Raw genomic sequence first — 24,939 nt, forward strand, 5'->3', positions numbered from 1 at the left:
ATTATAGTGACTAATCGGAAATCTGACAAGTATCTATTGTTCTAAACATATTCTGTCATCATAATTATATGTTATGCAGCAAGTTTGTTATGTTTTGATTCCAAAAATCACTCTTTTAGCGATTTAGTTTTAAAAAAACTGTCCACATAACTTTTTAAGCCCTATTTCTCGCTTGGAATACGTCTGCTATACGCTTTTCCCCCTACGTTTCTTCCCTATCATCCCCTAACCTGACTTGCCCTGTCTTTTCCATCTTCCCCCATTCTCCTGCTGTATTTGATTCAGGTTGCTCCTTCAATCTAAAGCCTTGTAGGATTCAATTAGAAACAAAATGTTTGTAGCCGCGAGATGTAGAGCATACGCAACCAAATGAGGAGGCAAATGGACAACATTCTCCCCTTGTCCATGTCCGCTATTTTTATTTCTAATAGTAGGCAACCCACTCTCCAAAGTATCCCTCAGAGAACTAAATTGTGTTTGTAGACTTGTTGATAGCAGCCCATTTTGAAAAAGCGTATTTATGAGGGGTTTTGCTGTTGCGTTTTCTCGGACTTCCCAGCCTTTACGTTTACAAATCGTTTTCATGACGCTTTCAAACGCCTTCAGAGCATCTGAAACAGCTTCTTTATACCGTTTCTTACGGAAATGCTCATGCGCTGACATGAACTCCTGGGATGCCCCTTCGAATCCTTCTTCAGATAACATAGTAATTGCTGGCTGGACAGCTTCGGTGTAAATATATTCCGAATCAACTCTAACAATTCGCCCTTCTATATACTGATAGCCAATGGCATGTTCGCGGAAACGCTGATTAAGTTCCTCAATTGCATCCTCAGCTCTTTGCGTTATTTTGGCTTTTTGCAAAGTTGATTGCTCCCAACTGCTTATCACCTTGTCTATCCACAAAAAGCTCATTTCAATGATATCTAATACTTGCTCCGTAGTGGTATTTTGAATGAAGTATTGACATTTGGCAAAGGGATTATCGCCCATCTCGCTAAGAGAAAAGATTCCGTATTCTTTGCACAATTGTTTATGGATTTGAAGCCAGATATTATTCGATGGACTGGTATAAACTTTGCCCAAATAATCGGTTTCATAATACCATTTTCCAATAGCATCAGACCAAATATGTATAACCTGAATTCGAAAATTCTTTGGGAGATCATCGTATATGAAAATCTCTTTATCAGGTTTCTTGCCCCTTTTGGAAAAAAGATCGAAAATCAAATTGGTTCACCTCCATTACTTTAATTATATCAAACCAACAAAACAATTTCTTCCTTATTACATACTTTCCATGGTTACTCATACAATGCAATAGAGTTTGAGTGTTACCTCTATCAACTGAACAAAAAATCGTATGAAAAAAGGAGCGAATCGCTCGCTCCTTTACTTCTCACTGTTCAATTGACCGCCTGTTTAAAATCATCAACCAGCTCCGAAAGCGCTGATACATCTCCTTCATTTTAGATTTCGGCGACCATTCGGCATGATCGATATGCTCAACAATGCGTATAAGCAACTGCTTTTTTTCTGCATTGAGCATTCCGCTCCCTAAAAAATAGCTGTTCTGGATTAACACCTCAGAAAGCGAAAATGGTTTCTCCTCTTCATCTAATTCATAAAGCAAGGTTGCGACCAATACGTTACTTGGAATTCGCAACGCTTTTCCCAGTGCAATAATTTTTTTAATGCTCGGGCTATTTCTTTCGCCGCTTTCGAGTCGATGAATATAGCCCGCGCTAACTGATCCACCACTGGCATTTTCAAGATCCTTCAGCGAGTAATTGCGTAACCTGCGGTAATGCCTGATCAGAAGTCCAAATTTATCAGAACCACCTGTTTCTCCTTCACTTAGTTCCCCTGTAATTTTCACGTCCATCTAAGCCCTCCATTATTCTCCCTGTTAGGAATCCTGATTTGTTGTTAACCCTACATCATAGTCGCTAACAGGTTTGAACATAATTTTTTGGAGAGACGAGTTAATGATTGCTGTTAAACCTTGCTGATTTTCCAGCTCTGTTTCTTATGATATTTCTATGTGGTTTCTTTTGTAACAATATCAAAAGGGCATCGAATCCAATATCAGTGAATTCGATGCCCTCATCTCATTTGTTAAAAACTGTAACCCAATTCCCAACCCCGTACTCAAAGCCGATATCATTAAACCCATTTTGCTTTAAGTAATTTAAAATGGCTTCTTCCCACTTCGCTCCATCGATTTCAAAGTTTACATCTTTGAGATTCAACGAACGGATTCACTTTCGTATTCCTCGGCTTCCACTGCTTCGTCACCCAAGAAATCTAACACTAATGAAAAAAATTTATTTTCTTCGTCCATAACCACTTCCCTCTCCATCTTAATGTCTCTTCTACTTTATTTTAAATCGACAATCTCAACTGGAATTTGAAAACGATACTGGATTGCATGTAATGCAAGTATGCTGTTGCGGTCGTCAAGCGTGTTGAACAGATAGCGAACCTCGCACTCTGCATCCGAACCGTACAGATTAAATGCCAAATCAACCAAGCTACGAATGCCGCCAGTCAGGAAAGCTTGATCGTAAGCCTCCAGCCTTATAGTGTGATCCTCAAAATTGTACAGCATCTCGATATTTTTGTATAACAAATCTGATTCTGAAAAAATGTAGAAGAGCGAATTTCGTTCAATGTCCTTAACATTCGTTTTGTCTCCTTAGCATAATCCAATGAATCGTCTTTCGTGCTCCACAGATTTAAAGTGCATGCATATGCCTCCTTGTTTATTGGTTTTTATGTTATATGCATGCAACCTATTAAAGACAAGTATCGCATCTATTAAATTAATTCAATGTTGTATTGCAGTTTCAAGTATTGTTTCCATATTCGCATCCTCTCACTTCGCTCCCTCTCCTGTTTCTATTAATACTACAAATAACTGACGGTTAATATTTGCAAACCCATATGTATCAAGGCTTTTCAGCATTAATAACCACACAAATAATTGACGGTTAATCCTTACAAAAAAAAGACCTGAATGCCAGGTCTTTAGAATTTCAAAATGTATTTGCTTTGTTTAATCTTGCCGTTGACTTCAGTTATTTTCCTTATAAATCCTTTCTTGTTGAGATTGTCCGTGAGTAATGATATGCCTTGCTGAGTTTTGCCGATCTTGTCAGCAATATATTCCTGACTCGCCCAAAAACTCACTTCTTGATTTCCTGACTTGCGGCGTAGATAGCAATAAAGCTTGATTTCGCCATCCGTAAGTTCTTTCAGCATTTTTTCTAACAAAGCATTGCCAAACGAAGTAAAGCCCTTCCCCGTACTAAAGAAAGGGGTCGGATAATAAACATAAGCCTCCCCCTTCCTCCGATTCGCTCTTCGCTTTGATATATATTTCTTTCCAACCAAAGCTTTAATATTGCGTTCGATCGTTCGCTCCGACATATTTGCAAAATGTTGAATATCCTTTTTGCTGAATTCCTTGACTTCGCCCAGTTCAGCCGCTAATTTCATTGAGAGAAAAATTCTAATGGATGCGTCAGCCATTTCAGCGAAATCATCGAAAAAGGAGTTTGTAATCTCAACCTCATCCCTGATCTTGTATTGATCAAAATCCAGATATCCGTATGCTCGAAACAACTCTTGCGTGTACACACCATGTTTCCCTTGAAAACCCAATCCGTAGATCCTGTTTACTTCTTTATAAATCTCATCGGCATCCAAAATTGGCGAGCACCGTTCTCCCCAACGAATCATGACTTCTCTTATCGTTTGAATGTCTAACCCCAATTTGTTCCTTAAAAATGGGATGATGAAAAACATGACTTTGTTGCGAAGCCCTTCCTGAGTTCCATCCAATATTTTCCGAACTGCGAACGGAAGCCGCTCAAAATCAAGCATGCTGTAAACAGACTTCAACTGTTCCTCATTAATTTGCTTCACCTCAAGAATTTCAATATCCTTTTTGGCATTTTTCTTTTCAGCTTTCCTTTCGGTGTCCGCTGTTTCTCAATTAGAAATTCTTCTGCCGTAATACTGTCAAAGTCCATGGGCAAAATGCTTGTAAACAGAGCATTATCGTTGTTGATTTTCCCTTTTTCGTATTTTTTCCCATCTTTCTTGAACACGTCCATGCTGTAGTCAAAAGCAAACGCGGAAAAGTATAGATCAACCCCCTTGCCATTAATCTGTTGAAGAAATTTACTCAATTCAGCAACATCCTTATCGCCAAAATGCCAAGTACCAAAACTTCTGAGGTAGTCCTTGAGCTTTGCATCACGCTTTATCGGTCGAAGCTCAACTCGACCTTCGTTCCAGTATTCATCCGTAAGCTGCGGATGTACTGCCTTCAAAAACCTAATATGCTTCTCTGCTTGCTTGTCGATCTGCCCGTCTTTTAGGACTGGCACTTGATTAAAAACCCTTATTGCTCTCATGATAAATAGCCTCCTTTTCCTGGAGGCTTACCATTACTCGCCTGTTCCTCTTTCATTCACTCGTTTCAAATATCGAACCATCTCAAACAATTCGATGATTATATTTTCTCGTTCATTGTAGTATAATGCTTCATAAGTGAATGAAGAGAGAGCTTGTATTGAACACAATCTTGGCAGGGGAGTGTTGGTAAGCCTCTCTTTTTCTTTTGTTGTTATAGTTTCTGGAGGCTGAATCTATAACTTTTTAAGGTTCTTAGCCCGTTGAATACATAAGGTAAAGGGCAGATCCCACTTGGTGAGCTGCCTTTTTTTAAATTTTCCACTCAAGAAGCTTGCTGTTCTTCGATTTTCACGAATCGATTTAGCTCTGCGATATAAAACCAACCGTGTTCAGCCAAATCTTCTCTTAGATCGCCTTCGTCGACCCTCAAATCATCCGCAAGATTCGAGGATCTGATAATCTTCCTTTTTCAATTCAGCGTTCAAGAACTTAACTTGTTCATCCGTCGGCAGCCTGTATAATTGATGCCCGTACATAAATGCACCTCCTCGTTTTTTGATCCGCTTATATGCTATGCAGGAGGGTGGGGATCTATCAGAGATGTAAGAAGAGGTTTAACATATATCTATAACGTTTGCTTTGTAACATTATCGAAGCCAAAAAAGAACAATAGATTCGAATTAACAGTTATTTTGTCGCATTCAAGTGCTTATCATATAGAAGAACAAAAATAACAGGTTGGCAAAAATGGCTTATCAAACATTTCAAAATAAAGGAGAATGCCTATTGTTGTGGATGTCCATCGATTGGATTTATGAATTTACTTAACAGGAGGGTTTAATATGACAAGGCTGATTTCGTACAAGAAAGAATACTTCTTTTTAACACCTGTCAATTTTGATAAGTTCGACATGGAGTTTAGTATCTATAGTTTGGGCGGTGAACGCATTGGCAGTACAATATTCGGAATCCAAAAAACGGCGAATCCATTTCCTTCAGAGGCGGAAGCAGATGAATTTATGGAATGGCTTCAAGTCGAGGCGCACAAAATTGAGGCTGAACTGAAGTTTGTACGTGAGTTCAATCGAACGATTGAACAGGCTGATGACCTCAATCTTTCGACAGTGGAAATCATGGATATCATGGAGTCAAAGTGGTCAATACCAGTGGAGGTTATGGACCCTCCCTATCCTGAATGTGTAATTAAGTTACCTTCATAACGGTATTAAAAAAGCCAGCCGAAAGGCTGACTCATGATTTGATATGTATTAATAGTTGTCAACCAAATTCGGGAAGATGTTACCATATAATCAGGATGGGATTGCTGAAAGCAACGAAGCAGCAGGTAGAATTCCTCCCTGTTTTCCGATGTCCATTTTTCTATCTTAACAAACCGATTAGTCACAGAACATTTTCTGTACTATTGGTAACAGCAATTCGTATGAACCAGAAATTATTTTTCGATTTAATCCCGAAAAGTCGCCATGATTAACCTTGTTTCGAATTACTTGAATACATTTTAACAGATAGAAGGCAACTTCCTCATCAATCAAACTGGTATTCCCTAAACGCTGTTTCGAATTCTTTAACAATGTTGAGTAGTTTTTATTAGCTCGAACATCTTCAAGATTGGCGTTGCAAAATTCATTTACAATGTCAATATACCTGCTAATAAATATTCCTTGATAGCGTACTGCAATTTCAGCGGCATAGCCCGCTTTCAATGCATGATAGTCAATGTGACCCTGTATGTTCTTCGGACTCAAACTATCAAAAGCAGAAAAAAGTGAACGAAAGCGATGAAGCATATCAATGCTATTATTGGACTCGACAAGATTATGATACAAAGCCGACTTATGAGGATCAAAATACTGAGATGCTACATTAGCCGTTTGAGCATTGATTTTACTACCGTCCACCGTTGCTTTGGGCGGACTTATTTCAATTTGCGCAGTCAAGTAATCCGTAGCCGTATCTATTTCAAACTTTTTGATACGACAACTCACTCCAAACAACGAAAATAACCTAAGAAAATACTCTTTTAAATCTTCCGCAATCAGAAAGTTTTCGTTTTTATCCTCACCGCTAATGGTTCCATTAATAACAACCGTGCCCCCCTCTCCAACGCTGCAAATCACATCACTGACCTGATTGCTGTGCATAGTATCGGTCATTTTAAATTCTGATGAAAGGTTAACACCTGAAATAACAATTTTAAAAAGAGTTTGAAGGCATCTTTTCATGAATTTTTTTCCTCCCGCTGAGCATATTTAGTGCTTACACTTTTGGATTTTAATACATTTGTAATTAATTCAGAGTTTTCGATTTTTTCAACCATTTTGGCATCTATTAAGTAATATGTATCAATTACTCTGGATTGCAACAGATCTTCCTCTTGCGGATATTTCGATCCGAAGAAGTAAGAATAGAAACCCCAAGCCGTTTGAACGTCCTCCATGGATACAGACAGCAGCTCTGCTTGTTGCTTGAGACTGTCGTATACTTCAGGCTCTTTCGCCATTAACAGCAGAACTTTCGGCAACAGTGACAGCGGTGTATCTTGAACCACTTTCTTCTCGGTTCGTGAAATCCCGCCATTGACCGATTCCAAAAGTCCATATTTCAAGAGAAATTTCAATTTTTTGCATGTTCCTGTATATGACAGCCCATATAGCGCAGATATTTCTTTTTTCATCAATTTACAGATATTATCTCCATCTGCATTTTTCTCTATGATTTCAAGCAGTCGCTCATAACTATTAATTGTATCACGGATCTTTTGTATGCCTTCCATTTCAGCTCCCCCAGTATAACCATTTTACTATTTCTCATTGAACATAACCATAATAGGGCCCCATCAGTACCACAATTCTAACGACATTAAAATTGCCCAGACAACCATGCCTGGGCGTTCAATTCGCTTTCCGAATTTGTATTGGCTGTTCTTCATTTAATGAGAGTCACATCTTCATATTGATTATTTGAGTCAGATATGTTCAGATTATATTTCAACTCGAAGTGTAAGTCAGAAGTCTCGGGAAATTAAGTGTATGAATGATTTGTTAGATCCCTGAATTTTATTTTTTCTCCAGAAAAATCATTCCTTTTTATCAATCTGCCAATTTCAAAAATAGCGGCTAATGAGAAGTTCCTGACTGGAGCATATAAGCTATTATCTTTACTTCTGAAATAGTTAACCCCGTCACAATAAATGTGAGGAAAGATCTTACTGATGTCATAAATGCTTGTGACATTAAGCGATCCTTCATTATTGAGTACTCCCGTTGTTATGGAATGATTACCATTGTTAACAAAGGTAATTCCAAATGGAAGCCACAGATCAGCATCATGATTACTGTCTTCAATCCATTCGCCACAGGGCTTCCCAGAACCAATATTAGAAATTGCTCTAACCAATTTATCTTCATTCCAAGGTCTTGTTAAAATTGGATCAAACCCCAACTTAATAGAAGCGGTTTTTCCTTCAATTTTAGATTCAATAAGTAACAAGTCGTAGGAAACATATCTGTCATGCTCATTTATGTATAAGTAGTCTTTTTCCCTCCTCTTAGAAGAAATCAAATTATAAACCTTATCTGATTTATAGTTATACGGAAGCAAGTAGAAATTATTAAAATCTTCAACCCTATTAGGCTCATGAGTTGAAATGGAATTGTAAATGTTTCTATGCAATTCCAGATCGACTAATTGCTTAATAAGCAAATAAATCGGATGAGTTTCTTTGTATGTGGTAGTCTGGCTTATTATCCTTTGAGCAGTCATTAGTATGTGTTTGAGATCTCTTCTCTGTTTATTTTCTTTTTCTATCTTTGCTTTATCGACTTTAGTTCTTTTAGTTTTCCACATGATTTTTTGACACTACTCCCTCACCTTATTTCTCGTATCTTTATCTTATAATAAAGAAAAAGTTCGCCATAAGCGAACCATTCTTTTCCCGTTATTTGCTTTCATCTTTCTCAGCTTCTACCACCAGCAATTAACGCCTTATTAGGTTCGCATGTTTGATTCCATCCAGAAACTCATTAGTGATATTATAGTCGATATAATACACTTCAATTTGTTCTTGCATCAATTGATCAACATGCCAGTTTCCCAATAGATAAGATAGCCTCGTACCTTTCCGCTCTTTAGAAACAAAATCGATGGCCGCTGATTTCGCCTGCGTCTCCAAATGCTTTGAAGCGAATTTATCAATTGATACGATGCCTACCGCTAATTTAAGCTCACTCTTGAAATATTTGCGGAACATATGATACATACATGCGATATGGGTTCCTATTTTATAAATGTTTGACTTGTTGTAGATATCGAAAATCAATACCGAAATCTTAATTTGACCTTCATCGAATCTGATCTGTGCAATGTATGCATTAAAAGCGAGCATCGTATCAATGGTATAGTTAGTGATCTTTTCTTTCTTGCTTGGATCCCCGAACTTTTTCTCGGTGACATTCTCAACATCATCAATGGGTGATGCTGAAGAAGATTGAATTCGACCTTTTCCTTTTCCATCGGATACCTCTGACCCCCTCCTTAAGCCTCCTTCCATTTTTCGCTTGATTGCTTCCATTCTTTCGATATCTTGATCAATTGACAACATATCCAGATGGTCCTGGAGCGTTATATCTACTCGCAGTTTAGATATGATGGATAGCCCCTGGTTTTTATTGTGAATAACGGAGCTATGTTGATGCTCTAATTTTTGATTGATCGTCTCAAGTGCGACTTCCTTAGAGATTCTTTGGATTAGCGGAACAATCTTATTGAGAATGTAGCAACTCTTAAAGATGCTGAGCAGAATCCGTTCGTTTCCCAGAGCCTTCGGAACTGACGCAACACTATAGCTATCATGTTTCCCCTCTAAATAACGAATAGCATATTTCCTCATCACAAGCATTTGGAGTTGGGACTTCTTACCGAAAGCGTTGAACGACTCTCTTCTTAGAATATCGGCATTAACAAGCTCCGTGATAGAACTATAAAAAGCCGAGAGACTCCTTACAATGCCCATCACTTGTGCATATTGGTACAACTGCTTCATCAGCATTACCTTGTTACCGAAAGTATAAATAATTTCAAGATAAGTTCTATATTTTTCACAAATCGCTTGTTTATTAGCGTTTGAGATTGTCATAATTTATCACCCCCATTTATTAAATTCTGATTGTTTCGTATTTGTAGTTCATGATTTGAACAAGAGCCTCTTTAGCCATTAACTCCTCAATTCCATAGGAATTGGTGATCACCTCAAATCCTGTAACCTGACTGCTCTCACTGGTGTAGGTGGCATCTGGCATTGAGATTAAGCCTTTATTAAACATATTCTCATACCGATTTGCCTCCCCTTCCTTCCCTTGCTCTCGAAGAAATTCCAATTGCTCAAAGAACTCGTTCCGAATTTGAATTTCCGTTTTCCAACTTTCTCGTAATTCCTGCGGCAAACTGAAATATTTTCCAGCTATTGATAAGTCATGAAGTGGGGATTGAGCATGATACGCATAACTCAATCCCCAAAGGCGAGCAGCAGTTTCACGCCCAGATTTAGTGAGCTTATAACATTCTTCGGCTTTCCCATTCTTTTTGTAAGCTACCTTTTCCATATGCCCGTCTCTTATCAAATTTGAAATACGAGAATCAGCCAAGCCGCATTGACGCAAATGTTCATGACTGACATGACCAACATTGTGCATTGCTGTGAATGCAAGCCGATCCCGATTGAAAAATTGCGTGACGAGTGGTTTGCTTCGTCTCGCCATAAGTGTAATCACCTCCTTTGTTGTTTGATCTATTCGCTCGCAGCGGCAATCTGTTTAAACGACCATCGCAGATGGTCGATGGGTATTTGCGTCACATAGAGACGCTTGCCGCATCATTTAGGCGGCAACATGCTTTTGCGGCTCAAACAGAGCCGCTTGACACATCGCCAGATGTGTCAACAATGCTTTTGCATTTCGCCAGAAATGCTTGCCCATGCAATGGGCAACGGGGTTTCCCTGGAGGGGCGAGTTTCTACGGCTCTGTTTTGCAGTAAGTGCCGTAGGCCGAGCGGTCGCCACAGGCGAGCACAACAGAGCGCGGTGAATCTTATTGAGTGGATTTCCGCAGGAAGACACGAAATTAGATGTCACCCGTAGAAACGAAGCCCCTCTTCCCGTGGATGATAGATTATAGACTTTTAGTTGCAGCATTATAACGTTCTTTAGAAGAGTGCAAAAAAAAGGCTCCACGCACAAGGCGTAGGAGCCTCTTCTCGCAAAGTGAGAAGCACAAGAAGTTATACTGTTGAATAATTGCTACTACCACTTAGTGCTTTGTAACAGCACAAGAAGTCATTCTAATCCATAGCTGATGCGCAGGTTTCCCTTTGTACAAGTTGGAACATTTGAATACAATTAGCATCTTTTATTATAACTGGATGCTAATTAATTCAAATCAAGGAGTGAACCAATGTCAGAAACACAGAATTATACCATCTCAATTATCTGTGTTTTTTAGTAACTCTTCAACCAAATCTCTCCATACTTTTAGATCAATACTATTGTCCATCTCATCAATCTCTTCATCGGACAAATGCCCATATATTATTTCAAATTCTCCCCCAAACTCATCTTCAAACTCAACAATTTGTTCTCGGATATCCTCAATACGCTCTTCTTTTGTTTGATTTTCAAGCTTCTCTCGCTGAAACTCAAATTGCATCTTGATGCAATAGGCGGGATCTCTCATGATTTCCACCGCATAGCGTGGGATTTTCCCATTATGCATGGTAAGTCCTCGCCGAATATATTTTCGAAGACTCTTTTCGGACAAGCCAAGCTCGACCATCGCTTCTTCAAGCGTCAAAGAGGTGCGTAATTCCTCGATCTCCGCAATGGGCCGAAAGGTAATTTGAGAAATGAAGGTATTATCCTCAATGCCTTTGTAAATCAATCTACACGCAATTTCACGCATTGTTCTTTGTTGGCTGTATTTGAGATATTCGAATGCCGAATTTCGATCATTGATGTCAATGAGGTGTTGGATATCATCAATCATCTTCTTTTTTACCTCCATTATTCCGCTTTAGACAACTGCTAAAGATGAAATTCTGATCAAGTCTCAATAAATGTAACGCTTCTTTTGATAGTTCTACTTCACGTCGCCCAATTTCAGGTATCTTCGTATCATATCTTGACTGGTTTTTGGGTTTATGATTTACTCGAACCATTTCTCACACCCCATTTTTGTTCATAAGGAGACGAAGTGAATAAGACATTTTCATATATATTAAGTAACATATTCATAACTCTATGACTACGCTTGTTCTTCATGGAAGCCTTAATCCATAGCACTTTAATTTTCAGTTTCATTCCAACACACCGATATTGCTTATAAACTTGTAGTTAATTGATCCAGGTAATTATTCAATCAAGATACATAGAATAAATATCCAAAATATTTTCTAAACCATCCATCAATTTTTGAGCTTCGGAACTCAACTTGACTGCGGGGGGCTTTGGTGTAGCAATTTCTTTTAAAAAATAATCATTTGGTAGGCTGAATCTGAGAACTATCCTTTCGATAAGTGCGTTGTACTCTGAAACATTGTTATTTATACCGCTCAAAAGTTGATCAACAGCAGTTCGAGGCACTCCTGTTACTTTTGAAAATGACAGTCTTGAATAGCCTTCCTCCCGTATGAACAACCTCAAATTTGTGGCAATGATTTCCTGATGATCAAAATGATTTACCATCCCGCTAACGCCCCCAACGTATTTTAATTCATCGCTATTCCCTGGCCTCCAAGTCTCCTCAAGAACCACAAATCTACCAACGTGCCAAAGATAGATTAGTGAAAATTGGTCGTTATTATCCTGGATGAGAAATTCATCGCCGTACCGATCATGAAAAATCCGATACAATTCATAGGGTGTCACATCGCATTGGCGATGATTGCAGAAAGCTGGTAACTAGTGGGTGGCATCTTCTACCTTTTCTACCGATCGACAAACAAAGCCTTTTGGGGTGATTCTGAATTTATTTAAATCAGCATTACTCAATTCATCGATTCCGTTTTCTTTCTTGTATCGAAACACCTCTCGGAAATTGTATTTTGGCAAACATTTTGGACTCGGAACCGCATAGATCCCATCATCAAAATCGTCGTCATGCTCACTATCAATTATCTCTTTTTCTTGTACTATTTCAGCGATGATCCTCCAACACTTTCTCAAGTCCTCATAAACTATAGGGTCGTACTCGTCATAATCCCGCTGTTCAAGCCGTTCCAACACGCTTGGTTGCAACTGAAACCTTATGGTAGTCGATGCATTTTTGACGTAGTAATACAATACCTTTAACAATATGCTTGCATGAGTTGACTCCAAATTATCAATGACCTGTTGGAAACTTTCAAGTTCTTCTTCAGTAAATTTCACATTTAGTCCTCCTGGATGAGAGAATGAGTGATCCACCAGAAAACCCTGGCAAGGTGATGGATCACTCTTTTGGGAGCAGAGTTTGAAACAACTCCAATCTCAATGTTACCCATTAGAAGTAAATTTGTAAACATTATACAGTTTCCTTTGTAACTGTATTGAAAATTTATTTTCCACGACTAAAAAAGAGGCAAGGCAAAAGAAAAAGGTGAGTGAAATCAGCGGGACGCAACTGAAATTATCGACTGACCGTTTTTGCTTTTTCAGAATTATCATAGACTATTATCGTAGACTTAAAAATTCAAAGTATTTATTGACTGAATGCATCAAGGATTGCGTTCCCTCATAAACAGATTTCAATCCTTTAGTTCCTTTTATGGGGATAGAGTGCTTCGGCTTCATGCATTTCTGAACATCTTCAAGTGTGTAGGTCAATTTGTCTAAAAGAAGCTGACCTCTATCATCTTGATAATGTCTCCAAAGATCTCCCTCAAATTTTTGCACTCTCCGACATCTGGATAAGCAATCGCTTACTACTCTGGGATTATCATAAGTCCACGATAAGTAACTTCTGAACTCTTCAGCAAACTCCATATCTGCTGCAATATCAGCCATTTTTATAAATCCTCCTTTGAAAAGATTATCGCATTCGAATCATATCGTATATTTTTGCAGTATGGATTAAGCATTCTTCTTGTTATACATGTCTAATCCTTGTTAATTATAGTTTGATTAGTTCTGCAATTAAACAGATGATCCACTTGGATTTTTCAGCATCATTTCTGAACTATCTGTGCCAAATAAAATTTAAAAAAACTGATGAAGGACTATATTATTCCCCTTGCTATTCCCGTATTCCGTTGGTGGTTTCCGCATCACTCTCTTTGATGTTGTCGTACTAAGAACTATCGAAGATTGCATGCAACCAAAATCTTTTCACAAATGTTTTTATTGTACCCTTAACGCTGGTTGCAGCGTTCCTTATCAAGTATGAATGCTTATCACCAATCAGATGAATGCCTTGAAAAAACACCTACAGTCGATTGCAATCATTCATAAAGCGAAGGCGAATAGTATAACCTTAACGCATGTTTTGCCAGTATCCTATAGATGATTGGCTCCTAACGGGGATTCTGCAACTTTCTGATGAAGATTGCATTCAAGAAACTACCGAAGAACTTTTTGCGCCTATATATAGGTTAATGTATTCCGAAAGTTGATTTGCCCCCTATTCCTTTCTCTCTGCTCTCTTCCAATCCGACATTATCGCATATCGTCAGACACGTAAATGCAAAAATATGCGAACTTGTGCGATTAGGTCACATATTTTTGCATAGAATCTATAAAACTATCAAATAAGGGGGCGACCAAAATGCACAATAATTTTCTCATTGCCGTAGACAGCGGCAAGAGCTACACGAAAGCAGTAATGAAAGAAGACAGCATACACAATATACAATTCCAGACCAAGGTCGAAGAAGTCAACAATAATGGAGCAGAATTAACGCCTGGCTCTTACACGGTCGAGTTTGGAGGGAAGAGCTATATTGTGGGGAACATGCTGGACGAGAGCAAGATGGATTTCGCTCTAAGCAAAAAATCGGATGCTCATCGAATCTGTATATACCTCGCTATTGCCCAGCTACTTCAAAAATCAAAGCTAAACACTGTATTAAGCAATATAGCATTGGCGGTTAATATTCCAGTTGGATTATATAAAAACGAGAAACAAAAGACGGAGGTCAACGATTTCATTCGAAACAATGGTGAAACAGTGAGCATAATCATTAACAAAAAGCCATTTCTCTTCCGTATCGAAACCCTTTATCTTCTACCCGAAGGTATTGGCGCCGTTTATAGCGACTTGAATTATTTTCGTCAGAGACGAGTATTGATCTTCGATATCGGTTCGCTTAATGTCAACATTCAGGAATTCAATAAACTAATTCCAAGCTACGACAAAATGATCACTGCTGATCTGGGAGTAAACATCCTACGTAGCAAAATTGCAGATAAGCTTTCAACCAGGTACGGCACAACTATATCCGATGCGGACGTAGAAGCAATCCATCGAGACAAATACTTGATTATGAATGGGGAGAAGATGGAGGATAGTAAAAAAATTATTGAACAATTGATGGAAAACCATGTTAAAGAGATTTTTAATTTCGCTCGCTCTCGTAAAGTCAGCTTCGCAAATACCGAGGTTCATCTTATTGGTGGAGGTGCTTTGTTACTGAAAGAACATCTAATCAAAGAATACCCAGCCGCCGCCCCTATATCCATTAACGCTCAAAATTCAAATGTACTGAGCTTTCTTACCATTCTGGAGGCGAAACACCATGGGCAATCGTAATCGCTTATCTATCTCTTTCAAAAAGGAGTACCAGCACGTATATGAGTATTTGATCGGGATCTCTAACAAAAGTGATTTCATTACAAAAGCTGTAGATGCATATATTAGTGGAGGCAAACATTCATCCATATCGCACGAAGAGGTCAGAATAATTGTTGCAGAGATTCTACAAAGCCAATGTAACACGGCTCAGACATTAATCCAGCCAGCACCCTCTCTTGAAAATCCGATTTCTGAGGAGGATGCGGAACTATTGTCACAACTCTTCTAATTCTGATATAAAATCAAGCCCTGCGTTTATACCCCTTTAGGGGCAATTCAGCAGGGCTTGTTCAGTTACATGAAATGATACTTATTAACTAACCTTTCGCTTAATCTAAAAAATACCATGACTTGATTTCAAAAGTACTATGGCACGTTTACTTGCCTCTACTGCATCGTTAATTGCCTTCTCACATTCCCGAACGTCTTGCTGAAGCATTAAATTTGGTGAAATCGGTTGCTTCAATTCAGTTGTCTCCGCTTCTGACACGTACAGAGGTTCGTTCCATGTTAAAGCTCGAATCCAATTGGAATGAGCTTTCCGCACGTAGAAAACGGCTTCTCTTATTGCCTGTATAGCCTGACGATAAGTTTGTATTTCATCAAACTCAAGAGAAGCGATGATACCTGATCTCATAATGGAATCCCAGGCTTCAAATATAAAGTGATTTGCTATTTCAGCGGCGGGAGACCACAACTCAGGGATGACAGGCCCTCCAGAAGCAAATCGCTCCATATGATGCAGTAGAGCTTTATTATTCTCAAACTCGTGTTTCAACAAATCAAGGTATGAATACTTGACATTCCTTTCCCGTTGCTTCTTAAATCGCTCTTCATAGATGATTTCCAAATCCGCTCGAATGACGCGTCCTTGTTGGGAACCCCTTCGAATATAACAAGCTCCTTGTTCAAGCTTTCCTTGAGTCTTCTTCATCACATAAGGGCGTTGCTCACATTCTGAGATTTCAAAAATGCCAAGAAGATGCTCTTCAAACTCAAAGGATTTATAAATGAATTTAATCTCTGGTTCAATATTTTGCCTGACGAGATCCTGGTAGTCTGCATCATCCTTAAATTCATCCCTTGGTATACTGAAAAATTCCCTACTACCATTTGGTGAATGCTTTACCCCGATAATGATGTATCTCTTACCAATATCAGTATTGGCATTCGCCATAGCCATAATATCCTTCAAGAAGCTCTCTTTGTTCTCATACTGACTCCGCTTAAAATCTACATATGTACTTTCGTTTTCATATCGTATGAGATCTAATAATTCCAATCAATTCCCCCCCTGAACAAAGTCCCATATATTCTACCCTTATATTGTTTCAGCCGATTGATCCAAAATGCAGTTCTCTGTGGCAATTTGGACAAACGGCAATTGCATTGTTAACAGTATCCTCCCCGCCATCTGCCAATCTTATTTTATGATGAACTTCAAGGTATAGAGATCCGTCTACAGCCTTTCTAAACGGGGCTGGCTTTTTACATTTTTCACAAACTCCATTTGCTCTAACGAGAGCCTCTGCAATTACATCAGGATTACGCTTGAACACTCTCGTTATTGTCTCATACGACTCAGGGATTAGTACATCTCTGCTTTCTAATCGTTTTTTTCTTTCTTTGCTCCCATCGGACAAAGATTTCCGCACTGCTTCATGAAGCTCCTCCTGATAATTTTCAAGAGCATTTAGTTCTTCGAGCATCTGTACAATCAATTCAAAATACTTGGATTCAAGATCCAACAAAGTTCCTCTATGGTTCCCAATGACTTGGCAATCACTCAAGGATTTCATTTTTCTCATTAAATCCAGGTCTAAGAACACATTAAAATCTCTCATTTTCTGAAAATTGACTATTATTTCATCATTCTCTTCATACTTATCAATCACTTGGCATATTGTCGTAATTGCCTTAGTATCGCCTGTTTCATATGCAACTACAAAATCTCCAATCTGAATACTTTTGAAACATTTTTCATTCTTTCGTCTGCTTCCATTAGGGTTAAGGTTAGAATAAGATTGACTCCTGCCTGCCATTAAATCGGAAAACGTCCAATCGTATATTGCTTTATCGATATTCAACCAGTAATACATCGGTTGTCGCCTATATTCAGGAAGTATTTTATATTTGCCTCTTCCAACACGCTCAAAGTATCTTTTATAAGTCGGGCTATGCGTATTCTCTGTGGCATTCGAAAGTATTACTCGCATATGATTTTGACTTGCCTGAATCCCTTTTTTATCACAAAACTCTTTCACTTTTTGGAAAGTAATTGGCTCAATAATCTCTCCGTTTATTACTGCTTTGACAATTTCAATTCCCAATCCATCGCCATGTTTCGCCATTCTGTCCTCTCCTTACTTTTTCTTGCCTAAAATCCTATTACTTTGTAAAAACATAATAATTCCTGTCCCAAATGTTTCCCTCATACAACATGCCTCAATCCCTTTCCCCACAAGGCTTCCCCTTCATTTTCGAGATAATAATTCGTGTCCCGTCATGTCAGGTTACAAGAGCAGAAAACTGGAAGAAAACTGGTTCAATTGTGAACGAAAACGAATAAAAATTAGTGTCTGAAAAGACTGGGAAAATGTCAGGGGAACACTGGGATCAGGTTCTCAAAAACCAGGGCAATGGCTTGAGTAAAAGCTTGAGTAAAGACCTCCCACAACCTCTGAACCCTTGAGCTGCTTGGGTTACTGATGGAGTAATTATTCGAGAAACAGGTTGAAAATCCTGCATTATGTTCTACAGCAACGACAAAAAGACTGGGAAATGGATCGAGGAAAGAATCGATCTTCTCCAGTCTTTGGTCTTCTTGTGGATGCTAATTTTTATTCCTGGACAGTTTTATTGAAAATCGACAGGAATTATTTATTTGTTAAAATCCCCGCTGTCTCATGCCCTCAAACAGCAAAATCGTCGCCGCCATTGCGGCGTTCAGCGATTCCGCGCGGCCTGCCATCGGGATGATGATACTCTTGTCCACGAGTCGCGCCGTTTCCGGCGAGATGCCTTTTCCTTCGCTGCCAATCAGCAGCCACTGGCTGCCCTGAAAATCGTGCTCATAGCACGATTCTTCGCCCTGCAGCGAAGTGCTCACCAGCAGCGCCCCATTTTCCCGGGCCTGTGGCAAAATCTCACTTAAATCTCCCTCCACCACCGGAAGATGGAACATCGAGCCCATCGTGGACCGGATGGTCTTCGGATTATAGAGGTCGGCACAGCCTTGTCCGAGGATCACTCCGTCTGCTCCCGCTGCATCCGCACTGCGAATGATGGTGCCGACATTGCCGGGATCCTGCACGCCGTCCAGCACAACCACAAGGCTATCCTTCTTCGCTAGGATAGCTTCTACAGCCTGCTGTTCCTTCCGCACGATGGCGAACACCGGCTGCGGCGTATTGGTGCTGCTGCATTTTGAGATGATCGCCGCCGAAACGCCAATCACTTCCATTCCCTGAACGGCCTGAAGCAGCCCCTTAAGTTCAGCAGGCATTCCTTTGTCGAGGTCATAAGCTAGGCATTCCACATCTGCTTCAGCCAGCAGTGCTTCTTGAACCAGATGAACGCCCTCTACGATATATTTACGAGCCTTGTCACGATGCTTTTTCTCCTGTAACCCGGCCCACTCTTTAACCCGCGTATTTTGCGGAGACATGATTTCCATAAAGTCTTCCTTTCTTCTGCCTTGCCATTTATTCTTTGTTCCTACTGATACGCCATCTCCAGCTTCGTCAAATTATCCTTATGCCCAACAATAACAAGGATATCGCCATCGATCAGGCGATCCTCTGCACGGGGAGAGATGTTCATTTCTTCACCTTGGCGGATGGCCATTACGTTGCAGCCAAATCTTGCGCGGATGTCGAGCTCCTGTAGATTTTTTCCGAGCATCGGTCCGGATACCTTCATATCCAGAATACTGTAGTCCGGCGACAGCTCAATATAATCCAATATATTAGGCGAAGCAAGATGATGCGCAACCCGCATTCCCATATCCCGTTCAGGATAAATCACCTTGTCCGCACCAATTTTGCTTAATACTTTGCCGTGCAGTTCACCTTTGGCTTTTGCCAGAATTGCAGGCACACCCAGGTCTTTTAGGATAAGTGTTGTCAGGATGCTAGCTTGTATGTCCTCGCCAATGGCTACAACCACCACATCAAAATTGCGAATACCAAGGGCACGCAGCGCCTCCTCATCCGTGGAATCTGCAGATACGGCATGAGTTACAATACTTGAAATTTCCTGTGTTCGCTGCTCGTCAGCATCAATCGCAAGTACATCAAACCCCATGCCGCTGAGCGCCTTAGCAACACTAGATCCGAAACGCCCCATACCGATGACGGCATATTGTTTTTTGGCCATGTCTATGTACCTCCCGTAGCATTCTATATCTCAAACAGTATAGCATAAGCCAAGAAGAAACGTCATTGCCGTCCTTATGGATGACAACCGTTTCTCGTAGGAATATAAGGATGATATATATGTGTCAAACTTATACTATCTTATATTTGGACAAAAACTTGAATTTCCAGCACCTTTGCAGGGCACATTATAACGAGGTCAATATCACTATATTTTCAAAAAAGGAGGTACATTATGCCCGTTACCATTGACTTGCGCCAGGCGATTATTCATAAAGTGCACGGTCAATCTGAAGAGGATTTACGTCATATGATTGAAGGCTCTGTGGATGGTCCGGAGGCAGCACTCCCGGGACTTGGCGCCGTGTTCGAAATGATCTGGAAGGATTTAGATCCCGCTAAGCAAGATAGGTTGGTTACCATGCTACATGATCACCTGGAGACTATTACCCCTGGGGATATCACATCGTAAACTGACCACAACTAGTCAAAAAACCTCCGCTCACCATGGTGTAACTTCACCTATGGAGGCGGAGGTTTTATTATTACATTCAGAAAGTTATAGCGTCCTAATTATAGTAATGCTTTTGGAGCCATTTCCAGGAATTTAGCTGTCGGGTTCTTATCCATCGCTGTCCGCATAGCATATTCGTTCTCGAACAACACGACAAAATTGCCCTTCTTATCCGTCACCAACGTTGAGTTGATTCTGAATTTGCTCGCATCCGGCTTAGTATCATCTACGATCCAACGTGCAAACTGGTATGGCATTCTCTGCAACTGAACATCCACACCATATTCACCCTTCATGCGGTACTCAAACACTTCAAACTGCAGTTGTCCAACTACACCAAGCAAAATATCGTCAAAGTTGACCGTGCGGAACACCTGGATCATGCCCTCTTCAGTCAGCTGATCGACACCCTTCTGGAACTGCTTTGATTTCAATGCATTTTTTATACTCACTTTAGCAAAAATCTCTGGTGAGAACGTTGGCAGCTCATCGAATTCCATATCTCCTGCTTGGCTCAAGGTATCACCAATTCTAAAAATACCTGGATCAAACAGACCGATGATATCTCCCGGATAAGCTTCCTCTACGATATCGCGGTCTTGCGCCAAAAATTGCTGTGGTTGCGCCAGCTTGATATCTTTACCGGCACGTACATGCTTCACGCTCATACCCCGTTCGAATTTCCCGGACACAATACGCAGGAAAGCAATCCGGTCACGGTGAGCCGGGTTCATGTTCGCTTGAATTTTGAACACATAACCAGTGAATTTCTCATTCGTTGGTTCTACTACCCCTATAGTACTGCGGCGTGGTTCAGGCTTCGGTGCCAGATCCAAGAAATTATCGAGGAAAGTCTGTACGCCAAAATTGTTGATCGCACTGCCAAAGAACACAGGTGTGAGTTCACCACTTAATACTTTTTCATAGTCAAAAGCATCGCCTGCTACATCCAGCAGCTCCAGATCCTGACACAGTTGATCATGCAGATACTCTCCAGCCATTTCACGAATGATTGGATCACGGTATCCGTCAACCTTTTGAACCTTGATTACGGAGTGATCATCACCTTGGAACAGCTCTACCTGATTTTTCATCCGGTCATATACGCCGCATAGCTCACGACCACTACCGATCGGCCAGTTCATTGGCACAGAACGAATACCAAGAACCTGCTCCAGCTCTTCCATCAGATCAAACGGGCTACGTCCTTCACGGTCCAGCTTGTTAATGAAGGTAAAGATCGGAATGCCCCGTTTAGCACATACCTGAAACAGTTTGGTGGTTTGGGCTTCCACACCTTTTGCCACGTCAATAAGCATGACCGCACTATCCGCTGCAGTTAGGGTACGGTAGGTGTCCTCACTGAAGTCTTGGTGACCCGGTGTATCCAAAATGTTCACGCGATGATTCAAATAATCAAACTGCATCACGGAAGACGTTACAGAAATCCCCCGCTGCTTCTCAATTTCCATCCAGTCACTCGTCGCATGTTTATTCGCTTTACGGGCCTTAACCGTTCCCGCCAGACGGATCGCGCCACCGAATAACAGCAGTTTCTCCGTTAAAGTTGTTTTACCCGCATCCGGGTGGGAAATGATCGCAAAGGTTCTGCGTCTATCCACTTCCTTTTGCAGCTTCTGATCTATTGCTTTGTTCATTACACATATCCCTTCATATATAAAATTCCTGCTTCTGCTTCAATTACACTGGGGTTCATCAAATCGGTGCTCTGCTCATTGTTCATACCCCTTCATTTCTGAATGAATAGCTCTTAGGTCTAGCTCCAGTCCGCTTCAAGTGAAAGCATCCTCTAAAGTATATCAAAATCCGGCAGACATTATCTACTAAAAAGCGCGTGCCGCAAAATATCTCCCAAATGGTTGGATTATGATCCCCACATATCATCGCTCAAGAAAATAGATGTATTTCCTACACTTACTTGAAGTATTAGCATTTTCATTAGCCTTTAGTTGCATTTGATGCAATTAAAAATAAGTTGTGCACGCTTTTCCGCCTTATCCGGTGATTATAGTTGCAGAAAATACATCTAAAAAACTAATCACAACGAGATAAGCGATTTTAATTGTACAAAGTGCAGTTATTAGAACAGTGCCCAGATCCCCTAAATACCGCCTGAAGTCCGATCTTTTAGATCTTAGCATTACAAAAAATCTCCCTGCATCCTCTGCAGGGAGATAGCATTAACTCAAGGTTTAGTTATTCTTCAGCCAAACCACATTATCTTCATCTTGGCCGTTTACAGGCCACCAATGGAAACCTTCTTTAGCAAGCAGTTCATCTGCTTCCACTGGACCCCAAGAGCCAGCAGGATAAGAAGATAAGTCGCTAGACTCTTCGCTCCATGCTTTCGCAATACGATCCACGAATGACCATGCCGAGGATACCTCATCCCAACGAGTGAAATAAGTGGAATCGCCGCGTGCGGCATCATGTAACAAGCGCTCATATGCTTCCGGAGAATTGATTCCAACCAGGCAGCTCTGACAGAAGTCCATAGCCAGCGGTTGAATCTCAGACTCTGAACCTGGTTTCTTGGCATTAATCTTTACATAAATGCCTTCCATTGGGTTCACACGGATTACAAGGAGGTTAGGCTCAAGTTTATGCTTTTGTCCCAAATAAACGTTGGTTGGCATACCTTTGAACTCAACTACCACTTCCGTCGTCTTCACTGGGAGACGTTTACCTGTACGGATGTAGAAAGGAACTCCAGCCCAGCGGAAGTTATCTACAAATACACGGGCAGCAAAATACGTCTCTGTATTCGACTCAGGGTCAACCTTATCTTCCTGACGGTAAGCAGGAAGGGTTTTGCCTTGGTGTAAGCCTTGAATATATTGTGCTCTTACGACATTCTCACGCACCTCATCAGATGTCGCATAAGGACGAAGGGAACGAAGTACCTTCACTTTCTCATCCCGAATATCTTCTGCGAGCAGACGGCTTGGTGGTTCCATAGCAATCATAGTCAGCAGTTGCAGTATATGATTCTGGCCCATGTCCCGTAAGGCTCCCGCATGGTCATAGTAACCACCGCGTTCTTCTACACCTACGGTTTCGCCAAGTGTAATTTGAATATTGGCAATATGTTTATTATTCCAGAGCGGTTCGAAAAAAGCATTAGCAAAACGAATCACTTCGATATTCTGTACCATTTCTTTACCAAGATAGTGGTCAATCCGGTAAATTTCCTCTTCTTTGAAGACCTGACGAATCTGTTCGTTCAGCTGTTCAGCCGACTCCAGATTATAACCAAAAGGCTTCTCAATTACGAGGCGATTCCAACCCGTACTATCCAGCATCCCGCCAGCTTTAAGATTGAAGGAGACACTGCCGAACAATTCAGGCGCCAGCGCAAGATAGAACATCCGATTGCCCGGAATACTGAATTTCTCTTCAAGAACTTCAGTTTGTGCTCTTAACTCGCGGAAACCATCAATATTGTTAATGTCCAGAGATTTGTATTCGAAATGCTGAACAAACTCATTCCATTCGCTTTCTTCTCCCGCTTTGTAACGGCAGAATTCAAGGATGGATTCCTTCACATCACTTCTAAATTCTTCCTGAGTACGCGGGCGCCGCGCCACGCCAATTACCGCAAAATCTTGTGCCAGCTTACCTTCACGGTACAAGCTGTAAATCGCCGGGAAAAGCTTACGCCGGGCTAAGTCTCCGGTTGCCCCAAAGATAAAAAAGACAGCACCGGGTGTGTGCAGTGCATCAAGGGTTTGATTTTCAGCCATGGCTCCTCATCTTTCTGTATGTAATATAGTTTATTGACATGCTCAGCGTCGGTACTAACATAAGGTGAATAACGACGTTATGTCATTTTAGCATATTCCTAAAAAGGATGCTATCACATTCCTGACAAATACTCTCGGGATTTCGCAAATTTCAATTAATATTTCTTATTATTAACTATATCTGCGCTTATATAAGAGAAAAATGTCAATATTCGATGGTTATTAAAGGAAAGCCTATAGTTACGCGGTTTGTCCCCTTCTGATCTTCATGATGCACTGCGATTTGGGCAGAAACTGACTGATTTCCACTCATCACGAAGCGATTCAAATTAGGAATCGAATACGTACGGCTAACCGTTGAGATATCCTTGTAGCTTTCTCCTCCGGTCACAGCTTCAAACCGGTCATGCATCAATGACTCCGTCTGTGCTAGAACTTTTTCAGGTGCTCCCTGTTCTTGCGCGCTTCCTTGAAGGGATACATTCCATTCCACCTTAATTTTATTCTGTTCAAGAATCATACTTACTTCACGAGCAGCCGCTTGAAAGCTGGCTTCATTTTGCAGATCAGCCGCTTCTAACGTTACAATCACATAACTGTTGCCTTCGCTAAGCTCACTCCAAAATAAGGAGAGCCGCGATTCATATGGTTTTACAGCTTCTGTACGATACGTCATATGTCCATCTTCCTCAGTACCTGACGGTACATTCAATCCGAGACTTGTGCTTAGCTTAGCAACTTCGGCAGACAGATCCGCGTAATTGCTGCTTTCTCCCTGCCACTTTAACACTAAACGCAGCGGTGAATCAGAAACGGTTGTTTCTTTTCCGAGATCAATTAAGCTCACAAGAGCATGATTCAGTTCGGCTCCTGTTGAAGCTTGGTTATCGCCCTCATCAAGAACGGGTGAATTCGCTTTAACACTTTGCAGATTAACTAGCAGAGCCGCAGCGCAGCACACGATTATCATTATAAAAAAAGTCCCTTTTTTTGTTCCGTTGTTCAGCTTCATCTTCCGCATATG

Annotated in this window: 24 protein-coding genes and 1 pseudogene; 4 read left to right on the plus strand and 21 right to left on the minus strand. The window is 40.6% G+C overall.

All coding sequences use genetic code 11. The features are described from left to right. Window positions 1–294: 294 nt before the first annotated feature. The 5 genes and pseudogenes from NST25_RS26540 to NST25_RS26560 all read right to left on the minus strand — a co-directional run bounded on the left by NST25_RS26540 (window position 295) and on the right by NST25_RS26560 (window position 4,424). Window positions 295–1,230: a hypothetical protein gene (locus NST25_RS26540; RefSeq protein ID WP_340392844.1), complete on the minus strand. Its 936-nt coding sequence runs from the start codon at window positions 1,228–1,230 to the stop codon at window positions 295–297. 169 nt (window positions 1,231–1,399) lie between these two features. After that, complete coding sequence (locus NST25_RS26545) at window positions 1,400–1,885, minus strand: helix-turn-helix transcriptional regulator (protein ID WP_340392846.1); 486 nt, start codon at window positions 1,883–1,885, stop codon at window positions 1,400–1,402. 495 nt (window positions 1,886–2,380) lie between these two features. Continuing rightward, window positions 2,381–2,680 (minus strand): annotated as a pseudogene (locus NST25_RS26550) (DUF6075 family protein); the annotation flags it as partial. 350 nt (window positions 2,681–3,030) lie between these two features. Continuing rightward, window positions 3,031–3,846 carry a helix-turn-helix domain-containing protein gene (locus NST25_RS26555; protein ID WP_340392847.1) on the minus strand — a complete coding sequence of 272 codons (816 nt, stop codon included), beginning with the start codon at window positions 3,844–3,846 and terminating at the stop codon, window positions 3,031–3,033. Between the two features lie 80 nt (window positions 3,847–3,926). Continuing rightward, window positions 3,927–4,424: a hypothetical protein gene (locus NST25_RS26560; protein WP_340392848.1), complete on the minus strand. Its 498-nt coding sequence runs from the start codon at window positions 4,422–4,424 to the stop codon at window positions 3,927–3,929. A gap of 843 nt (window positions 4,425–5,267) precedes the next feature. Here NST25_RS26560 and NST25_RS26565 point away from each other — a divergent pair. Next, window positions 5,268–5,645: a hypothetical protein gene (locus NST25_RS26565; RefSeq protein ID WP_340392849.1), complete on the plus strand. Its 378-nt coding sequence runs from the start codon at window positions 5,268–5,270 to the stop codon at window positions 5,643–5,645. Window positions 5,646–5,822: 177 nt separating this feature from the next. Here NST25_RS26565 and NST25_RS26570 read toward each other — a convergent pair whose 3' ends face one another. From NST25_RS26570 to NST25_RS26610, 9 genes are all read right to left on the minus strand, one after another. Then, window positions 5,823–6,668 carry a hypothetical protein gene (locus NST25_RS26570; RefSeq protein WP_340392852.1) on the minus strand — a complete coding sequence of 282 codons (846 nt, stop codon included), beginning with the start codon at window positions 6,666–6,668 and terminating at the stop codon, window positions 5,823–5,825. Beyond that, window positions 6,665–7,219, minus strand: a complete 555-nt coding sequence (locus NST25_RS26575; RefSeq protein ID WP_340392853.1) for a hypothetical protein — start codon at window positions 7,217–7,219, stop codon at window positions 6,665–6,667. Before NST25_RS26575 ends, NST25_RS26570 begins: the two co-directional genes overlap by 4 nt. Window positions 7,220–7,467: 248 nt before the next feature. Next, window positions 7,468–8,292, minus strand: a complete 825-nt coding sequence (locus NST25_RS26580) for a DUF6710 family protein (protein WP_340392854.1) — start codon at window positions 8,290–8,292, stop codon at window positions 7,468–7,470. Window positions 8,293–8,422: 130 nt separating this feature from the next. Continuing rightward, window positions 8,423–9,580, minus strand: a complete 1,158-nt coding sequence (locus NST25_RS26585; RefSeq protein WP_340392855.1) for a hypothetical protein — start codon at window positions 9,578–9,580, stop codon at window positions 8,423–8,425. 19 nt (window positions 9,581–9,599) lie between these two features. Then, the gene (locus NST25_RS26590; protein WP_340392856.1) at window positions 9,600–10,046 is read right to left on the minus strand and encodes a hypothetical protein; all 447 of its coding nucleotides are present in this window, start codon (window positions 10,044–10,046) and stop codon (window positions 9,600–9,602) included. An 874-nt stretch (window positions 10,047–10,920) separates the two neighbouring features. Next, window positions 10,921–11,481, minus strand: a complete 561-nt coding sequence (locus NST25_RS26595; RefSeq protein WP_340392857.1) for a hypothetical protein — start codon at window positions 11,479–11,481, stop codon at window positions 10,921–10,923. Window positions 11,482–11,849: 368 nt separating this feature from the next. Further along, window positions 11,850–12,179 carry a hypothetical protein gene (locus NST25_RS26600; RefSeq protein WP_340392858.1) on the minus strand — a complete coding sequence of 110 codons (330 nt, stop codon included), beginning with the start codon at window positions 12,177–12,179 and terminating at the stop codon, window positions 11,850–11,852. 216 nt (window positions 12,180–12,395) lie between these two features. Beyond that, window positions 12,396–12,863, minus strand: a complete 468-nt coding sequence (locus NST25_RS26605) for a hypothetical protein (protein ID WP_340392859.1) — start codon at window positions 12,861–12,863, stop codon at window positions 12,396–12,398. 282 nt (window positions 12,864–13,145) lie between these two features. Further along, window positions 13,146–13,478, minus strand: a complete 333-nt coding sequence (locus NST25_RS26610; RefSeq protein ID WP_340392860.1) for a hypothetical protein — start codon at window positions 13,476–13,478, stop codon at window positions 13,146–13,148. A 757-nt stretch (window positions 13,479–14,235) separates the two neighbouring features. On the opposite strand from NST25_RS26610, the gene NST25_RS26615 reads away from it, so the two are divergent. After that, window positions 14,236–15,219, plus strand: coding sequence for a ParM/StbA family protein (locus NST25_RS26615; protein WP_340392862.1), 984 nt, complete (start codon window positions 14,236–14,238; stop codon window positions 15,217–15,219). Next, window positions 15,206–15,490 (plus strand): hypothetical protein, encoded by a 285-nt coding sequence (locus NST25_RS26620; protein ID WP_340392863.1) that lies wholly within the window; start codon window positions 15,206–15,208, stop codon window positions 15,488–15,490. The genes NST25_RS26615 and NST25_RS26620 overlap by 14 nt, the downstream gene beginning before the upstream one ends. Window positions 15,491–15,595: 105 nt before the next feature. On the opposite strand, the gene NST25_RS26625 is transcribed toward NST25_RS26620, so the two are convergent. From NST25_RS26625 to NST25_RS26640, 4 genes are all read right to left on the minus strand, one after another. Continuing rightward, entirely contained in the window at window positions 15,596–16,543 is a 948-nt protein-coding gene (locus NST25_RS26625) for an ATP-binding protein (RefSeq protein ID WP_340392866.1), read from the minus strand. A 49-nt stretch (window positions 16,544–16,592) separates the two neighbouring features. Next, entirely contained in the window at window positions 16,593–17,612 is a 1,020-nt protein-coding gene (locus NST25_RS26630; RefSeq protein ID WP_340392868.1) for an HNH endonuclease signature motif containing protein, read from the minus strand. A 536-nt stretch (window positions 17,613–18,148) separates the two neighbouring features. After that, window positions 18,149–18,937: an RNA methyltransferase gene (locus NST25_RS26635; protein WP_340392869.1), complete on the minus strand. Its 789-nt coding sequence runs from the start codon at window positions 18,935–18,937 to the stop codon at window positions 18,149–18,151. A 41-nt stretch (window positions 18,938–18,978) separates the two neighbouring features. Further along, on the minus strand, window positions 18,979–19,638 hold the full coding sequence (locus NST25_RS26640; protein ID WP_036685517.1) for a TrkA family potassium uptake protein: 660 nt from the start codon (window positions 19,636–19,638) through the stop codon (window positions 18,979–18,981). A gap of 234 nt (window positions 19,639–19,872) precedes the next feature. On the opposite strand from NST25_RS26640, the gene NST25_RS26645 reads away from it, so the two are divergent. Beyond that, a complete protein-coding gene (locus NST25_RS26645) occupies window positions 19,873–20,109 on the plus strand; it encodes a small acid-soluble spore protein SspI (RefSeq protein WP_076130310.1) in 237 nt (78 codons plus the stop codon). Between the two features lie 101 nt (window positions 20,110–20,210). Here the strand turns inward: NST25_RS26645 and NST25_RS26650 are convergent, their stop codons facing one another. From NST25_RS26650 to NST25_RS26660, 3 genes are all read right to left on the minus strand, one after another. Further along, on the minus strand, window positions 20,211–21,809 hold the full coding sequence (locus tag NST25_RS26650) for a peptide chain release factor 3 (RefSeq protein ID WP_076130309.1): 1,599 nt from the start codon (window positions 21,807–21,809) through the stop codon (window positions 20,211–20,213). Between the two features lie 555 nt (window positions 21,810–22,364). Next, window positions 22,365–23,915, minus strand: coding sequence for a glucose-6-phosphate dehydrogenase (gene zwf, locus NST25_RS26655; protein ID WP_036685526.1), 1,551 nt, complete (start codon window positions 23,913–23,915; stop codon window positions 22,365–22,367). Between the two features lie 205 nt (window positions 23,916–24,120). Then, window positions 24,121–24,936, minus strand: coding sequence for a YwmB family TATA-box binding protein (locus NST25_RS26660; protein WP_339188505.1), 816 nt, complete (start codon window positions 24,934–24,936; stop codon window positions 24,121–24,123). Window positions 24,937–24,939 lie beyond the last annotated feature (3 nt).

It is taken from the genome of Paenibacillus sp. FSL E2-0190 (assembly GCF_037992965.1).
In the GTDB taxonomy this organism is placed as follows: Bacteria; Bacillota; Bacilli; order Paenibacillales; family Paenibacillaceae; genus Paenibacillus_AQ; species Paenibacillus_AQ odorifer.

Excerpts from the sequence above, each read along its gene's own strand:
- NST25_RS26575 (WP_340392853.1), bottom strand. The coding sequence starts at position 7,219 with ATGGAAGGCATACAAAAGATCCGTGATACAATTAATAGTTATGAGCGA.
- NST25_RS26600 (WP_340392858.1), bottom strand. The coding sequence starts at position 12,179 with ATGGTAAATCATTTTGATCATCAGGAAATCATTGCCACAAATTTGAGG.
- NST25_RS26570 (WP_340392852.1), bottom strand. The coding sequence starts at position 6,668 with ATGAAAAGATGCCTTCAAACTCTTTTTAAAATTGTTATTTCAGGTGTT.
- NST25_RS26640 (WP_036685517.1), bottom strand. The coding sequence starts at position 19,638 with ATGGCCAAAAAACAATATGCCGTCATCGGTATGGGGCGTTTCGGATCT.
- NST25_RS26645 (WP_076130310.1), top strand. The coding sequence starts at position 19,873 with ATGCCCGTTACCATTGACTTGCGCCAGGCGATTATTCATAAAGTGCAC.
- NST25_RS26660 (WP_339188505.1), bottom strand. The coding sequence starts at position 24,936 with ATGCGGAAGATGAAGCTGAACAACGGAACAAAAAAAGGGACTTTTTTT.
- NST25_RS26565 (WP_340392849.1), top strand. The coding sequence starts at position 5,268 with ATGACAAGGCTGATTTCGTACAAGAAAGAATACTTCTTTTTAACACCT.
- NST25_RS26650 (WP_076130309.1), bottom strand. The coding sequence starts at position 21,809 with ATGAACAAAGCAATAGATCAGAAGCTGCAAAAGGAAGTGGATAGACGC.
- zwf (WP_036685526.1), bottom strand. The coding sequence starts at position 23,915 with ATGGCTGAAAATCAAACCCTTGATGCACTGCACACACCCGGTGCTGTC.
- NST25_RS26580 (WP_340392854.1), bottom strand. The coding sequence starts at position 8,292 with ATGTGGAAAACTAAAAGAACTAAAGTCGATAAAGCAAAGATAGAAAAA.
- NST25_RS26595 (WP_340392857.1), bottom strand. The coding sequence starts at position 11,481 with ATGATTGATGATATCCAACACCTCATTGACATCAATGATCGAAATTCG.
- NST25_RS26560 (WP_340392848.1), bottom strand. The coding sequence starts at position 4,424 with ATGAGAGCAATAAGGGTTTTTAATCAAGTGCCAGTCCTAAAAGACGGG.
- NST25_RS26590 (WP_340392856.1), bottom strand. The coding sequence starts at position 10,046 with ATGGAAAAGGTAGCTTACAAAAAGAATGGGAAAGCCGAAGAATGTTAT.
- NST25_RS26630 (WP_340392868.1), bottom strand. The coding sequence starts at position 17,612 with ATGGCGAAACATGGCGATGGATTGGGAATTGAAATTGTCAAAGCAGTA.
- NST25_RS26545 (WP_340392846.1), bottom strand. The coding sequence starts at position 1,885 with ATGGACGTGAAAATTACAGGGGAACTAAGTGAAGGAGAAACAGGTGGT.
- NST25_RS26620 (WP_340392863.1), top strand. The coding sequence starts at position 15,206 with ATGGGCAATCGTAATCGCTTATCTATCTCTTTCAAAAAGGAGTACCAG.
- NST25_RS26585 (WP_340392855.1), bottom strand. The coding sequence starts at position 9,580 with ATGACAATCTCAAACGCTAATAAACAAGCGATTTGTGAAAAATATAGA.
- NST25_RS26615 (WP_340392862.1), top strand. The coding sequence starts at position 14,236 with ATGCACAATAATTTTCTCATTGCCGTAGACAGCGGCAAGAGCTACACG.
- NST25_RS26635 (WP_340392869.1), bottom strand. The coding sequence starts at position 18,937 with ATGGAAATCATGTCTCCGCAAAATACGCGGGTTAAAGAGTGGGCCGGG.
- NST25_RS26610 (WP_340392860.1), bottom strand. The coding sequence starts at position 13,478 with ATGGCTGATATTGCAGCAGATATGGAGTTTGCTGAAGAGTTCAGAAGT.